The organism is Pseudomonas sp. FDAARGOS_380 (assembly GCF_002591235.1).
Lineage (GTDB): Bacteria > Pseudomonadota > Gammaproteobacteria > Pseudomonadales > Pseudomonadaceae > Aquipseudomonas > Aquipseudomonas salmasensis.
The window spans coordinates 4,312,313-4,327,766 of sequence record NZ_CP023969.1 but is presented as its reverse complement, the minus strand read 5'-3'; the positions used below and the strand labels follow the sequence as shown (position 1 = coordinate 4,327,766).

The following is a 15,454-nucleotide window of genomic DNA, read 5'->3' as shown; positions in this document are numbered from 1 at the left end:
CTTTTAAAGAACTCTCTCGTCAGCGGTCGAATTTTTTCTCCCACTGAGCTGTAACTACTTATGTAACAGCCTAAATTCCCGGGCATTTTCCTCGTTTACCTGTCAGCTCTGCGCGACTGCGCCCCGAACTTTCCTGGCTGGAAGCTACCGATGAAACGCCCTCGACCTGCCCGACGCGCCCTGCTTGTGGTGGCGTGCCTGATTCCCATCGTTGCGTTTGCCACCTGGCAGGGCCTGACGCCAGGCCGCGACGCCCTGGCCACCGTCACCGTGACCCGCGCCGACATCGAAAACAGCGTCACCGCCCTGGGCACCCTGCAACCGCGACGTTACGTAGACGTCGGCGCCCAGGCCTCCGGGCAGATCCGCAAGATCCACGTCGAGGCCGGCGACCAGGTCCAGGAAGGCCAATTGCTGGTGGAGATCGACCCCGCCACGCAAAAAGCCAAGCTCGACGCCAGCCGCTATGCCATCGAAAACCTGCAGGCCCAGTTGCAGGAGCAGAAAGCCCAGCATCAACTGGCCCGCCAGAAGTACCAGCGCCAGCAGCGCCTGAGTGCCGGCAACGCCACCCGCGAAGAAGACGTGCAGACCGCCAAGGCTGAACTCAACGCGACCCAGGCACGGGTCGAGATGTTCCAGGCACAGATCCGTCAGGCCCAGGCCAGCCTGCGCAGTGACGAGGCCGAGTTGGGCTACACACGCATCTACGCGCCGATGACCGGCACCGTGGTGGCCGTGGACGCGCGCGTCGGCCAGACGCTCAACGCGCAACAGCAAACCCCGCTGATCCTGCGCATCGCCAAGCTGTCACCCATGACGGTGTGGGCGGAAGTTTCCGAAGCCGACATCGGCCATGTCAAACCCGGCATGAGCGCGTATTTCACCACCCTGAGCGGTGGCAGCCGGCGCTGGACCAGCACCGTGCGCCAGATCCTGCCGATCCCGCCCAAGCCCTTGAACGAAACCCAGAGCAACGGCAGCCCGAGCAGCACCAGCAAGAGCGGCACTGGCCGAGTGGTGCTGTACACGGTGCTGCTCGACGTAGACAACGCCGACAACGCGCTGATGGCCGAGATGACCACCCAAGTCTTTTTCGTCGCAAGCCAAGTCAAGGATGCCCTCACCGTGCCGGTCGCCGCCTTGCAAGGCACGCCAGGTTCAGCGGCGCAAATCGCCCGAGTAGTGGCCAAGAACGGTGCCATCGAAGACCGCGAAGTGCGCCTGGGCATCAGCGACCGCCTGCGCGTCGAAGTGCTCGGCGGGCTGAACGAGGGCGACCACCTGTTGATCGGCCCGGCTGACAGCCATGGGGGCTGAATTGACCACGCCGCTGATTGAACTCAAAGGCATTCGCAAATCCTACGGCGGCGGCGACAGCCCACAGGTTGATGTGTTGCGTGGCATTGACCTGTCGATCCATGCCGGCGAGTTCGTCGCCATTGTCGGCGCGTCGGGCTCGGGTAAATCGACGCTGATGAACATCCTCGGCTGCCTCGACCGCCCCACCGAGGGCGACTATCTGTTCGCCGGGGAAAACGTCGCCCACCTGGGCAGCGACGAACTGGCCTGGCTACGCCGCGAAGCCTTCGGTTTTGTGTTCCAGGGCTACCATTTGATTCCCTCAGGCTCTGCCCAGGAAAACGTCGAGATGCCGGCGATCTATGCCGGCATCAGCGCCGCCGAGCGCCACGCCCGCGCCAACGCCCTGCTCACCCGCCTGGGCCTGGCCGAACGCACCGGCAATCGGCCGCACCAGTTGTCCGGTGGGCAACAGCAACGGGTGTCCATCGCCCGCGCACTGATGAACGGCGGCCATATCATCCTCGCCGACGAACCCACCGGCGCCCTCGACAGCCACAGCGGGGCCGAGGTCATGGCCTTGCTCGACGAACTGGCGAGCCAGGGCCATGTGGTCATCCTGATTACCCACGACCGTGAAGTGGCGGCGCGAGCCAACCGCATCATCGAGATTCGCGACGGCCAGATCATCAGCGACTCGGCAGACACCCGCGCGGCCACCCCCAGCGTGGCGTCGGGAGCCCTGCACGCCGTAGACCTGCGCCAACGCCTGGCCGACGGCGCCGAGCACAATGGTGCCTGGAAAGCCGAATTGGTGGACGCGGTGCAGGCCGCCTGGCGGGTGATGTGGATCAACCGTTTTCGCACGGCGCTGACGCTGCTGGGCATTATCATCGGCGTCGCGTCGGTGGTGGTAATGCTGGCGGTGGGCGAAGGCAGCAAGCGCCAGGTCATGGCGCAGATGGGCGCGTTCGGTTCCAATATCATCTACCTCAGCGGTTCTTCGCCCAACCCGCGTACGCCGCTGGGGATTGTGTCCCTCAACGACGTCGCCGCCCTGGCGACGCTGCCTCAGGTCAAGCGCATCATGCCGGTCAACGGCACCGACGCGGGTGTGCGCTTCGGCAACGTCGACTACATGGCCTACGTGGGGGGCAACGACACCAACTTCCCGGAGATTTTCAACTGGCCGGTGGTCGAGGGCAGCTATTTCACCGAGGCCGACGAACGCGCCGCCGCCACGGTCGCCGTGATCGGCGCGCGCATCCGCCAAAAATTGTTCAAGGACGTGGCCAACCCCATCGGCCAGTACATCCTGATCGAGAACGTACCCTTCCAGGTGGTCGGCGTGCTCGCGGAAAAAGGTTCCAGCTCTGGCAACAAGGACAGTGACGACCGTGTCGCCATTCCCTACAGCGCCGCCAGTGTCCGCCTGTTCGGCAACTACAACCCCGAATACGTGGCGATTGCCACCACCGATGCGCGCAAGGTGCATGAGGCCGAACGCGCCATCGACCAGTTGATGTTGAAGTTGCACAACGGCAAGCGCGACTACGAGCTGACCAACAATGCCGCAATGATCCAGGCCGAAGCGCGTACCCAGAACACCCTGTCGCTGATGCTCGGCTCGATTGCGGCGATCTCCCTGCTGGTGGGCGGCATCGGCGTGATGAATATCATGTTGATGACCGTGCGCGAACGCACCCGTGAAATCGGCATCCGCATGGCCACCGGGGCACGCCAGCGCGACATCCTGCGCCAATTCCTCACCGAGGCGGTGATGCTCTCGGTGGTCGGTGGCCTGTTCGGTATCGCCCTGGCCTTGCTGGTGGGCGGCGTGCTGGTGCTGGCTGAAGTGGCGGTGCAGTTTTCCCTGGTGGCGGTGCTCGGTGCGTTTGGCTGTGCGCTGGTCACCGGTGTCGTATTCGGCTTTATGCCGGCCCGTAAAGCTGCCCGGCTCGATCCGGTTAAGGCGTTGACCAGTGAATAAACGATCTCTCACTCCACAACTGTCAGCGCTCAGTGTGTGCCTGTTGCTCACGGCCTGTGGCGCTAACCCGCCCGCCATCGACAGCGGCATCGCTGCGCCCGCCGCCTGGCACTATGCCGGGCGCGAGGCAAACCAAGCCGCCAATCAACGCTGGTGGACGCAGTTTGGCAGCCCGGCGTTGAACCGCCTGATCGACCAGGCCCGCCGCGACAGCTTCGACGTGGCGGCCGCCATGGCGCGTGTCCGCCAGGCCCAGGCCACGGCGGTGATTGCCGGTGCACCGTTGTTGCCGGAGCTGAAGTTCAACCTCGGCGCCAGCCGCCAACGGCTGTTGCGCGGCAGCGGCAACTCGGAGCTGGACGCCACCGAGAGCAACAGGACCGTCACCAACTATGACGCCAACCTCACGGCCAGCTACGAAATCGACTTCTGGGGTGGCCGCGCCGCTGCCCGCGACAGCGCCGTGCACAGCCTGCAGGCCAGTGAGTTCGATCAGGCCAACGTGGAGCTGACCCTGCTCAGCAACGTGGCCGACCGCTACGCGCAAACTCTGGCCGCCCGCCAGCGCTTGCAGATTGCCGAGCTCAACCTGGCGAATGCGCGCAATGTACTGAACCTGGTGCAGACCCGCTTTGATGCCGGTTCTGCCACGGCCCTGGAACTGGCGCAACAGAAAAGCCTGGTGGCCGGTCAGCAACGGCAACTGCCACTGATCCAGCAATCGGCCGAAGAAGCGCAAATCACCCTCGCCGCCTTGCTCGGCCAGCCCGTGCAGGCCCTGGAGCTGGGCACAGAACCCTTCCAGGCACTGAGCTGGCCGAGTATCGGGCCCGGCGTGCCCAGCCAGTTATTGAGCCGGCGCCCCGACCTCGCCCAGGCCGAGGCCCAGTTGGCGGCGGCCAGTGCCGACGTCACGGTGGCCCGTGCGGCCATGCTGCCGACGGTGACGTTGGGCGCAACGCTTGGCTCGGGCGCGTCCAAAGCCGAAGAGATCCTGCGCAGCCCCTTCTACACCCTGACCTCGGGCCTGATGGCGCCGATCTTCAACAATGGCCGGCTGAGCGCCGAGCGCGACAAGGCTCGGGCGCGCCAGGATGAACTGCTGCAAACCTATCGCGGGGCTATCATCAACGGCTTTGCCGATGTAGAAAAAGCCCTCAGCAGCATCACCCGCCTGGACCAGCAACGCCAGTGGCAAACCGAGGAGCTGCAACAGGCGCAGACCGCCTTCCAGATTGCCCAAAGCCGCTATGAGGCCGGCGCCGAAGACCTGCTCACGGTACTGGAAACCCAACGCACCCTGTACGACGCCCAGGACCAGAACGTGCTGCTGCGCCTGTCGCGCCTGCAAGCCAGCATCGCCCTGTACAAGGCGTTAGGCGGTGGCTGGAACACCGATATCTGATAAACGAAACTCATATTTCATACACGAGTTGTTTCTTCACCTTACATTTTCCACCCCAAGGTCCTTGGTAAAAAAGCCGTTATCACACGGATGCCCGGGACCTCATGATGAAACCCAGCGTTGTTGTAAAAGGCCTGGCCTGCGTTGGCGGCTGGCTGATCACACACCTGGCGCTGGCCGAGCCCTTGATCGCGCCCACCGCGATCGACTGGCTGCTGGACTGCCCCCTCACTGCAACCGCGCGCCTGGACCCGGAAGTGGTTGGCCGCACCCAATGCGGCCTGGTCAGCGTGCCCCGCGACCATGCCGCACCCCAGCGCGGCCGCATACGCCTGAGCGTGACACGGGTAGGCGCACGGCAGCCGCTCAACCGTGAAGGTGTGGTGTTCATCCAGGCCGGCGACCCCCAACAGGCCAAAGGCGCACCGTTCGTCCTTCACCTGGCCAGTCGCTGGGAGTCGCTTGCCACCCAGGCCTATCGCACCCTGGTCGACCGTTATGACGTAATCGAGTTGAGCACCCGCGACCTGCGCCAAGGCAATGGCGTGGAACAGGCCGCGCAGGATATGGAATTCGTGCGCGGGCAACTGGGCGAGGCGCGCCTCAACTACCTGGGCAACGCCACGGCCACCCGCCTGGGCAGCCGCTATGGCACGTTGTTTCCCGAACGCGTCGGGCGCATGGTGCTGATCAATACCGAGCCTGGCGAACCACTCGCCACCGGTGTGGAACAGCTCTTGCTCAAGGAGTCGCCACGCGCAGGCGCTGACGGCTGTGTGAGCCGCTGGCTGGGGGATTTTTTGGTCTATGGCAAGCAGCCGCCTTCGTCCGCACGCTGCCTGGACTTGGGCGCCTGGGAATAACCTGCGCATTTACGACCCCTATTCACCGAAAACGACCCCTTGCGTTGACGCACCTGCCCAATCGTTATTAAGTGCTATTTATCCGCATTAATACGATAAATCACCGCCATGCTGAGTCGACCGCTACGCCGCAAACGCCAGAAGCTGTCCGATGTGATTGTCGAGTCGGTCAAGCGCTCGATCGTCACCGACGCCTTGAAGCCCGGCGACCGCCTGCCCACCGAACGCGAGCTGATGGAAAGTTTCCAGTGCTCCAAAGGCTCGGCGCGCGAAGCGCTCAAGGCGCTGGAGGTCGAAGGCCTGGTGAGCACACGCACCGGCCCCAGCGGCGGGGCGTACTTGAACCAGGCCGGCACTGAACCGGCCAGCCGCGCCTTGCGCAATTACCTGCACTTCCAGCACCTGGACGGCGAGCAGGTCTACCAACTGCGCAAGGTCATCGAAGTGGAACTGGCGGTGTCGGTGCTCGGGCGTTTGAGCGAAGACGATTACATCGCCCTGCAAGCCAACGTGGATTTTTGCAGCGCCCCCGAAGACAGCGAAGCCGGCCAGCGCGAACAGCGCCTGGCAGAACTGGAGTTCCACAACCTGCTGGCCCAGGCCTGCCCCAACCCGCTGCTGAGCTTCATGGCGCAGTTTCTCAACGACTTGCTGCGCGACCTGGTGGTGCTGAAAAAAGCCTACAAGCCCAAGCGCAAGCAGTTCGACGCGGCCAACCTGGACTATCACAAGCAACTGCTGATCGCCTTTCGCGCCGGGGATGAAAGCGCGGTGCGCAGCTTGATGCATGAACACATGTGCGATGCCGAACACCATATGACCGCGCTGGAAGGCCAGGTAAGCCCGCACTTCCTACTGGAGTTTGACCACTCATAAGCACACAGGCAATCAACTGTGGGAGCGGGCTTGCTCGCGAATGCGGTGTATCAGCCACTGCATGCGTAGCTGACCCAGCGCATTCGCGAGCAAGCCCGCTCCCACATTTCGACCAGGTTCCAACCTTTAGATCGGTTCACTCAGTCCAATAACAAGCCTGCCCACAGGCCCTTGCTCCACCGTATCGCCCTTGCCGCTCCTGCCAATAACTAAACCAGGGAGTCACCCCATGCAGCGTCGTACGTTATTGAAAGCCAGCCTCACCGCGGCCGCCGCCCTCAGCCTTCCGCTGAGCGTGCGTTCGGCATTCGCCGCCGAGCCTTTTACCTTTTACGGCCTCAAGTCCATGTCTGGCGCCTTTGCCAGCTATGGCAAATTTGCCGACATGGGTTCGCGCCTGGCGGTGCAACAACACGCCCAGTTGCTCGGCCGCCCGCTGAACTACAAGGTCATCGACACCGAAGGCAATGCCGGCAAGGCGGTGCGCAAGGTGCAGGAGGCCATCGCGCAGGACGGCGCACGGTTCTTCCAGGGCTGCACCTTGTCGTCTTCCGCCCTGGCAGTGGCCAAGGAAGTGGACAAGGCCAGCGGTGTGTTCATGACCCCGGTGGGCGCCGATGAAGTCACAGGCAAGGACTGCAACAAGGCGACCTTCCGCTGGTCGGTGCCCACCTACGGCGCGATCCGCGAAACCATGGTGCCGCTGATCAAGCTGCTGCCGGACGCCAAGCGCTGGTACACCATCACCCCACAATACGTGTTCGGCGAAGCCTTGCTTGAAGGCGCCAAAAACGTGCTCAAGGAACATGGCCTGGAACACGTGGGCAACAGCTACCACTCGCTGCAGGAACAGGAATTCTCCGGTTACCTGACCAACGCCATTTCTACCAAACCCGATGTGCTGGTACTGCTCAACTTTGGCAGCCAGTCGTCCAACACCTTGCGCCAGGCCGTGAACTTCGGCATCAAGGAGCGCATGAAGGTCTTGCTGGTGTGGTCTGCCGGCCTGGATCAGTTCCAGGAACTGGGCAGCGATGTGCTCGAGGGCGTGTACCTCGGCGCGCAGTACTGGCACCAGGTCGACACCCCGCTCAACCGCGAACTGGTCAAGCTCACCCAGGCCACCTACGGCATCAACCCCACCTACCCGCTGGCCGCCGATTACATCAGCACCAAAGTCATGCTCGACACCATCATTGCCACCGGCAGCTTCGACGGCCCGACCGTAGCCAAGGCCATGCAGGGCTTGAGCTACGAAGGCCCAACCGGCAAGGAGTCGATCCGCGCCGGCGACCACCAGGTGATCAAGGATTACTACCTGTTGATCGGCAAGGCCAGCGGCGACATGGCCGACAAGGACGACCTGGCCAAAGTGCTCAGCGCTGGCCAGTCGTTCCCTGCGGTCGAGGCGACGGGCTGCACGCTCGGCTGACCGTTTAACTTTGTCGCGCAGGGCCGCGCAAGCGGCTGCCTGCGGAGGGTGCCTGCATGCTTAATCTGTATCTGTTCCAGATTCTCAACGGCCTCGGGTTGGGGATGATCTACTTCCTGATCGCGGTGGGGCTGACGATCATTTTCGGCCTGCTCAACTTCGTCAACTTCGCCCACGGCGCGTTCTTCCTGCTCGGCGCCTACATCTGCTACACCGCGGTGAGCCTTACCGGCAACTTCTGGCTGGCGCTGCTGATCGCGCCGCTGGTGGTGGCCGCACTGGCCTGGGTGATCGAGCGCTTGCTGATCCAGCGCATCTACCACTTGCCGCACATGTTCCAGATTCTGGTGACCTTGGGCATCGCGCTGATCATCCAGGAAGCCAGCGTGATGATCTGGGGCCCGGTGGGCAAAAGCGTCGCCGTGCCGGAACTGTTGCGCGGCGTGCTGGTGGTGGGTGACTTTGTCTATCCCTACTACCGCCTGTTCCTCATCGTGTTTTCCGGGCTAGTGGGCCTGGGCCTGTGGCTGCTGCTGGAACGCACGCGCTTCGGTGCCCTGGTGCGCGCCGGCAGTGAAAGCACTGAAACCGTGTCGCTGCTGGGCACCAATATTTTCCGTTTGTTCTCCATGACCTTCGCCCTCGGCGTTGCCCTGGCCGGTGTCGCCGGGGTGTTATTCGCGCCCTTGCGCGGCGCCCAGCCCTTCGTCGGCCCGGAGATTCTGGGCATCGCCTTCGTGGTGGTGGTGATCGGCGGCATGGGCTCGTTCAGCGGTGCGCTGGTCGGCGGTTTACTGGTGGGCGTGGTGCAAAGCCTGATGACCACACTCTGGCCCCAGGGTGCGAGCCTGATGATCTACGGCGCCATGGCCGTGGTGATTCTGGTGCGCCCTTACGGCCTGTTCGGGAGAGCCTGATATGAGCGAGAAAAACCCCCTGCCGTTCGCCAAGACCCAATCCAAAGCCATGTTGCTGTGGGTGCTGGCCGTGCTGATCGGCCTGCCGTTGGTGTTGCCCTCGGCGACCCTGGCCACCGAAATCCTGATCTTTGCCATGGCCGCCCTGGCCTGCAACCTGCTGCTGGGCTACACCGGGCTGCTGTCCTTTGGCCAAGGCATCTTCTTTGGTGCCGGTGCTTATTGTGCGGCGCTGTTGATGATCCACCTGCAACTGGGCCTGTTCATGGCGTTGCTGGGCGCGGCGCTGGCCGGTGGCGTGCTGGCCTTGCTGGTGGGCGCCCTCGCGATTCGGCGCACGGGCATTTACTTCGTGATGCTCACGTTGGCGTTCAGCCAGATGGCCTACTTCGTCGCCTACACCCTGAGCGACTGGACCGGCGGCGACAACGGCCTGCTCAGCGTGCCGCGCCCGGAAATCCGTGTGGGTGACACCGTGCTGCTGTCCCTGGCCGATGCCCGCGCGTTCTACGGTTTTGTCGCGGTGCTGTTCCTGCTGATCTTCATCGGCGCACGCCGGGTGATCGCCTCACCGTTTGGCAGCACGCTGATGGCGATCCGCGAGAATGAAACCCGCGCCTCGGCCATCGGCTACGACACGCGTCACTTCAAGATCCTGGTGTTCGTGCTGTCCGGCGCGGTCACCGGGATTGCCGGGGCGCTGTACGCCATGCTGCTGCACTTTGTGCCGTTGTCCAATATCGACCTGGCGATGTCCGAGAACATCCTGATCATGACCATCGTCGGCGGCACCGGCTCGCTGTTCGGCTCACTGCTGGGCGCCGGCTCCATTGTGCTGCTGGGGGACTTTCTCTCCGACCTGTGGCCGCGTTGGCTGATGCTGCTGGGGGTGATCCTGATCCTGGTGGTGATCTTCATGCGCGGCGGGTTGTGGGGCGGCCTCGCGTCGCTGTTCGAAAAGCTGCGCGGCACGCGCAAAACCGTGGTCGTCGCCAAGGAGGACGGGCTATGAGTATCTTGCTGGAAACCACAAACCTTGAGCTGGCCTACGGCGCGTTCCATGCGGTCAATGGCGTCAACCTCAAGGTCGAAGCCGGCACCATCCACACCATCATCGGCCCCAACGGTGCCGGCAAGACCAGCCTGTTCCATTGCCTCACGGGTGAGCGCCAGGCCACCGCCGGCGCGATTCATTTCGACGGCAAGAACCTGATGCGCAAGCCCGCCCACGGCCGCGTCGGCCTGGGCATGGCGCGTTCGTTCCAGCTCACCAGCCTGTTCCAGAACCTCAGCGTGCGCGAGAACCTGCGCCTGGCCGCCCAAGGCCGCGACGGCGTGCGCGCCTTGAATTTCTGGCGCCGGGTCGACAGCAAGCGCGAGCATCTGGAGATGGCCGACCAAGTGCTGGAGCGCCTGCAACTCACCGCCCGCGCCGACACCCTGGCCGGTGAGTTGTCCCACGGCCAGCAACGGGTGCTGGAGGTAGGCATGTCGATCTGCTCCAAACCCAAACTGTTGATGCTCGACGAGCCCACCTCGGGCATGGGCATCGACGATATCCCGATCATGACCCAGCTGATCAGCGACCTTGGCCGCGACCATACGGTGCTGTTGATCGAACACAACATGAGCATCGTCATGTCCATCAGCCAACGCATCACGGTGATGAGCCACGGGCAGATCCTGGTGGAAGGCACGCCGGAATTCGTGCGCGCCGATGAACGTGTGCGCACTGCCTATCTTGGGGAGGCTGCCTGATGCTGATCGTCGAGAATATCCATTCCTACTACGACAAAAGCCATGTGCTGGAGGGTGTGTCGCTGAGCGTCAACCCCGGCGAACTGGTGACCCTGCTGGGCCGTAACGGTGCCGGCAAGACCACCACCCTGCGCAGCATCCTCGGCATCATCTGCCCGCGCCAGGGCCAGATTCATTTCAACGGCCAGGCGCTGGTGGGGCAAAAGATCTTTGAAATTGCGCGCCAGGGCTTGGCGCTGGTGCCGGAAAACCGTGGGATTTTCCGCCTGTTGACGGTGGAGGAAAACCTGCGCATCGCCGCCCGCAAGCACAGTCGCTGGCAACTGGAGGACGTGTACGCCATGTTCCCGCGCCTCAAGGAGCGGCGCAAAAACGCCGGCCATGCGTTGTCCGGCGGCGAACAGCAGATGCTCGCCATCGCCCGTGCCCTGCTTAACGACCCCAAGCTGCTGATCCTCGACGAGCCCACTGAAGGCCTGGCCCCGGTGATCGTCGACGAGCTGGTGAAGATCCTGCGCAAGGTCAAGGACGAGGGCCTGCCGGTATTGCTGGTGGAACAGAACCTGATGGTCTGCGACAAGCTCGCCGACCGCCATTACGTGCTCGAACAGGGCCGCGTGGTGTACGAAGGCAGCGCCGCTGACTTCCGCGCCGACCCGACCATCAAAAACCGTTACCTGGCCTTGAGTGCCTGAGTGGAGATTCCTGATGAACAGTCTTGCGCAACCGCTCCAGAGCAATGCTCCACTGATCAACCGCGACCGCTTGTGGCAGTCGCTGATGGACCTGGCCCAGCTCGGCGCCACGGCCAAGGGCGGCGTGTGCCGCCTGGCCCTCACCGACCTGGACCGCCAGGCGCGCGACCTGTTCGTGCAGTGGTGCGAAGCCGCCGGGTGCAGCGTCAGCGTGGATGCCATCGGCAATATTTTTGCCCGCCGCCCTGGCCGCAACCCCGCCCTGCCCCCGGTGATGACCGGCAGCCATATCGACACCCAGCCCACAGGCGGCAAGTTCGACGGTTGCTACGGGGTCATGGCCGGGCTGGAAGTGATCCGCACGCTCAATGACTTGCAGATCGAAACCCAGGCACCGATCGAAGTGGTGGTGTGGACCAACGAAGAAGGCTCACGCTTCCCGCCGTGCATGATGGGCTCCGGGGTATTTGCCGGGAAGTTCGACTTGCAGGACACCCTCGACAAGTGCGACGACCAGGGCCTGTCGGTGGGCGCTGAATTGCAGCGCATCGGCTATGCCGGTGCCCGTGCGGTACTGGGCCACCCAGTGGGGGCGTATTTCGAAGCGCATATCGAGCAAGGCCCGGTGCTGGAAGACCAGGCGATTACCCTGGGCGTGGTGATGGGCTGCCTGGGCCAGAAGTGGTTCGACCTGACCCTCACTGGCGTAGAGGCACATGCGGGCCCTACGCCCATGCACCTGCGCAAGGACGCCCTGGTGGGCGCTGCCGAGGTGGTCAGTGCGGTCAACCGAATCGCCCATCAGCATCAGCCTCACGCCTGCGGCACCGTTGGCTGCCTGAACCTGCACCCTGGCTCGCGTAACGTGATCCCCGGCCAAGTGCACATGACCATTGACCTGCGCCACCTGCACGCCGACAAGCTGCAAGCCATGGTCGATGAAGTGCGCGCAGTGATCGAAGACTCGGCCGCCCGCCACGGCTTGACGTTTGAACTGACGCCCACTGCCGACTTCCCGCCGCTGGACTTCCACCCGACCTGCGTCAACGCCGTGCGTGAAGGTGCCAAGGCATTGGGCTTGAGCCATATGGACATCGTCAGCGGCGCCGGGCATGACGCGATCTTCGTCGCCGAACTGGGCCCGGCCGGGATGATCTTTGTGCCGTGCGAAGGCGGCATCAGCCATAACGAAATCGAAAACGCCGCGCCGGATGATCTGGCCGCAGGCTGCGCGGTGTTGTTGCGCGCCATGGTGAACGCGGCCCAGGGGGATCTGGCATGAGTGAGATTGGCCAACTGACAGCGGTGCAGCTGTTGCAGCATTTTCGCGACAAAAGCTTGTCCCCCGTGGAGGTTACTGAAGATGCTTTGCTGCGCATCGAGCGCTATAACCCGGTGGTGAATGCCTACTGCCATGTCGACCCGCAAGGCGCGCTGGAGGCTGCGCGAGCGTCGGAGCAACGCTGGCTCAAGGGCGAACCCTGCGGCGCGCTGGATGGCGTGCCGGCGTCGATCAAAGACCTGACGCTGACGGTCGGCATGCCCACGCGCAAAGGCTCACGCACCTCATCCGCCGACGGCCCATGGGACGTGGACGCGCCCTTCCCGGCCTTCATGCGCAAGGCCGGCGCGGTGCTGCTGGGCAAGACCACCACCCCAGAATTCGGCTGGAAAGGCGTGACCGACAACCCGCTGTACGGCATCACCCGCAACCCGTGGGATACGCGCACCACCGCCGGCGGTTCCTCCGGAGGCGCCGGTGCGGCAGCGGCATTGAACCTCGGCGTGCTGCACCAGGGCAGCGACGCCGGCGGCTCGATCCGCATTCCCTGTGCGTTTACCGGCACCTTCGGGATCAAGCCAACCTTCGGCTACGTGCCGCAATGGCCGGCCAGCTCCATGACCATCCTGTCGCACCCGGGGCCGATGACACGCACCGTGGAAGACAGCGTGCTGATGCTGCAAACCGTGGCGCAGCCGGATGCGCGGGACGGCCTGATCGGCGCGCCGCGAACCACGCCCTGGCTCGTTCCAGGAGCGGACCTGAAGGGATTGCGTGTCGCCTACAGCCCAACGTTCGGCTATGCGAAGGTCGACCCGCAGGTCGCCCAGGTGGTGGATCAGGCTGTGCAGGGCCTGGTGCAACTGGGCGCCCAGGTCGAACAAATCGACCCTGGCTTCAGCGACCCACTGGAGGTGTTCAGCACCCTATGGGCTGCCGGCGCAGCACGCCTGACCGGCACAATGAGCGAGGCGCAAAAGCAACTGCTCGACCCCGGGTTGCTGCGCATTGCACAGCGAGGCGAACGCTTGAGCCTGGATGATTTCAACGCAGCCCTGGAAGCCCGAGCGGCGCTGGTTGCACGGATGGCCGCGTTCCATGAGCATTACGATGTGCTGGTGTCGCCGATGATGCCGATCACCGCATTCGAAGCCGGGCACAACGTACCGCCGGGCTCAGGGATGACTGAGTGGATGCAATGGACGCCGTTCACCTACCCCTTCAACCTCACCCAACAACCAGCGGCGTCAGTGCCGTGCGGGTTGGCAGCGAATGGCCTACCGGTGGGCTTGCATGTGGTGGGTGCGCGGTTTGCCGATGAGCAGGTGTTGAGGGTGTGTCACGCGTATGCCAAAGCATTCCCCACAGAACACTTGCACACACCGAGAAGCCCGACCTGACATACGACTCTACTGTGGGAGCTGGCTTGCCTGCGATAGCACAGGTTCAGTCAGCACATTGGCCTCTGACACACCGCCGTCGCAGCTTCTACACAATTTTGTAGGTTATAGCAGCCAACGGTAACCACGATGCGAAGCGAGCCGCTCTAGCTCTTGATCTGCTTTTGATCTTGATCTCAGGCGCCCCGTTAAACCACGCAGGCCGGAATTCGACAGGGATTTGGGGGGTAAACCGGCAGGGATGCCGGTTTAGCCGCCCCGCGCCATGGATGGCGCGTGGCGGCGCCCCCCCCAAATCACTGGCGGATTACGGGCACACCGAGCCTAAGCGAGGTGCCGAGTGGTGGGGCAAGAGCCCTTTTGGTTACTTTTGGGGCTCTTTTCCAAAAGTGACCCGCTGTCAGAGCGGAACCCTAAGTGGCCGTTACCGCAGCAATGGATATGCACACAATCCAACCGTGTTGACCGCCAGGCCGCCTTCGCGAGCAAGCCCGCTCCCACAGTTTGATAGCGGGGTGTCAGGTAGAGAAGCGTCGGCTGAAAGGCCGCCATCGCAGGCAAGCCAGCTCCCACAGGTTTGACCGCATTCCTTTACACTGTCCCCCATTCATCACCCGGGACGCTTATGGACATCGAACTGGCACGCACCTTCCTCGAAATCACCCGCTGCGGCAGCCTGGCCGCAGCGGCCGAGAAACTGCACGTCACCCAGACCGCCATCACCGCCCGGGTGAAGAACCTGGAAAGCCAGTTGGGTAGCACGCTGTTCGTGCGCAACCGTGCCGGTGCGCGGCTGACCGCCGACGGCGAGGCCTTCGTGGTGTACGCCAACCAGTTGCTGCAAACCTGGGAAGCGGCGCGCCGTGACCTGCCATTGCCAGATGGCTATCGCAACGTGCTGCATATCGGCGGTGAAGTCAGCCTGTGCAACCCGTTGATGCTCGGCTGGGCCAAGGCGCTGCGCGAGCACATACCAGGCCACGCGCTGCGCACCGAAGTGCGTGAAGGCGAGTACCTGCTACGCCAACTGGAGCTGGGTGTGCTCGACGCCGCCTTGGTGTTCCAGCCGCAATACTGGCCGGGCTTGCAGGTGGAACAGGTGCTGGAAGAAAAACTGATTCTGGTGCAACTCGCGAGCAAACCCGAGCCTTACGTGTATATCGACTGGGGCCAGGGTTTTCGCCAGCAGCACGACGCCGCCCTGCCCGACCGTGCGCGTGCTGCGGTGAATTTCAACCTGGGGCCGCTGGCGTTGCAGTACATATTGGAGAATGGCGGTGCTGGCTACTTCCGCACACGGGTGGTGCAGAGCTACCTGGACAGCGGCGTGATGCAGCGCGTGCCCAAGGCGCCGGAATTCAGCTTCCCGACCTACCTGGTGTATTCGCGGGCGCGGGATTCAGCGGTGTTGCAACAGGCTTTGGAGCTGCTACGCACAGTGGTGAAGGCCGAAGGCGACTGGTCGCAACGCTGGGACCCGCTGATTTGAATCACTCTACGCCTGCGCACATGCTAGCCTGCTGGTGTTTCCCCT

Annotated in this window: 13 protein-coding genes; all 13 read left to right on the top strand. The window is 63.5% G+C overall.

Annotated features, from left to right (window positions below; translation table 11 throughout):
* Positions 1-150 precede the first annotated feature (150 nt).
* The 13 genes from CRN80_RS20450 (at position 151) to CRN80_RS20385 (ending at position 15,409) form a co-directional block, all read left to right on the top strand.
* Positions 151-1,320: an efflux RND transporter periplasmic adaptor subunit gene (locus CRN80_RS20450; protein ID WP_098950915.1), complete on the top strand. Its 1,170-nt coding sequence runs from the start codon at positions 151-153 to the stop codon at positions 1,318-1,320.
* Positions 1,310-3,292 carry a MacB family efflux pump subunit gene (locus CRN80_RS20445; protein ID WP_169918395.1) on the top strand — a complete coding sequence of 661 codons (1,983 nt, stop codon included), beginning with the start codon at positions 1,310-1,312 and terminating at the stop codon, positions 3,290-3,292. The genes CRN80_RS20450 and CRN80_RS20445 overlap by 11 nt, the downstream gene beginning before the upstream one ends.
* Positions 3,285-4,697 (top strand): efflux transporter outer membrane subunit, encoded by a 1,413-nt coding sequence (locus CRN80_RS20440; RefSeq protein WP_098950914.1) that lies wholly within the window; start codon positions 3,285-3,287, stop codon positions 4,695-4,697. The genes CRN80_RS20445 and CRN80_RS20440 overlap by 8 nt, the downstream gene beginning before the upstream one ends.
* Positions 4,698-4,804: 107 nt before the next feature.
* Positions 4,805-5,560, top strand: a complete 756-nt coding sequence (locus CRN80_RS20435; RefSeq protein ID WP_098952650.1) for a proteinase — start codon at positions 4,805-4,807, stop codon at positions 5,558-5,560.
* A gap of 108 nt (positions 5,561-5,668) precedes the next feature.
* On the top strand, positions 5,669-6,436 hold the full coding sequence (locus CRN80_RS20430) for a FadR/GntR family transcriptional regulator (RefSeq protein ID WP_056787297.1): 768 nt from the start codon (positions 5,669-5,671) through the stop codon (positions 6,434-6,436).
* A gap of 229 nt (positions 6,437-6,665) precedes the next feature.
* On the top strand, positions 6,666-7,868 hold the full coding sequence (locus tag CRN80_RS20425) for an ABC transporter substrate-binding protein (protein ID WP_056787294.1): 1,203 nt from the start codon (positions 6,666-6,668) through the stop codon (positions 7,866-7,868).
* A 56-nt stretch (positions 7,869-7,924) separates the two neighbouring features.
* On the top strand, positions 7,925-8,785 hold the full coding sequence (locus CRN80_RS20420; protein ID WP_003192337.1) for a branched-chain amino acid ABC transporter permease: 861 nt from the start codon (positions 7,925-7,927) through the stop codon (positions 8,783-8,785).
* Between the two features lies 1 nt (position 8,786).
* Positions 8,787-9,797: a branched-chain amino acid ABC transporter permease gene (locus tag CRN80_RS20415; protein WP_098950913.1), complete on the top strand. Its 1,011-nt coding sequence runs from the start codon at positions 8,787-8,789 to the stop codon at positions 9,795-9,797.
* Positions 9,794-10,543: an ABC transporter ATP-binding protein gene (locus CRN80_RS20410; protein ID WP_032896435.1), complete on the top strand. Its 750-nt coding sequence runs from the start codon at positions 9,794-9,796 to the stop codon at positions 10,541-10,543. Before CRN80_RS20415 ends, CRN80_RS20410 begins: the two co-directional genes overlap by 4 nt.
* Entirely contained in the window at positions 10,543-11,238 is a 696-nt protein-coding gene (locus CRN80_RS20405) for an ABC transporter ATP-binding protein (protein ID WP_003192343.1), read from the top strand. Before CRN80_RS20410 ends, CRN80_RS20405 begins: the two co-directional genes overlap by 1 nt.
* Before the next feature lie 13 nt (positions 11,239-11,251).
* Positions 11,252-12,520: a Zn-dependent hydrolase gene (locus CRN80_RS20400; RefSeq protein ID WP_098950912.1), complete on the top strand. Its 1,269-nt coding sequence runs from the start codon at positions 11,252-11,254 to the stop codon at positions 12,518-12,520.
* On the top strand, positions 12,517-13,920 hold the full coding sequence (locus tag CRN80_RS20395; protein ID WP_098950911.1) for an amidase: 1,404 nt from the start codon (positions 12,517-12,519) through the stop codon (positions 13,918-13,920). Before CRN80_RS20400 ends, CRN80_RS20395 begins: the two co-directional genes overlap by 4 nt.
* A 625-nt stretch (positions 13,921-14,545) precedes the next feature.
* Positions 14,546-15,409, top strand: coding sequence for a LysR family transcriptional regulator (locus CRN80_RS20385; protein WP_098950910.1), 864 nt, complete (start codon positions 14,546-14,548; stop codon positions 15,407-15,409).
* Positions 15,410-15,454: the final 45 nt, after the last annotated feature.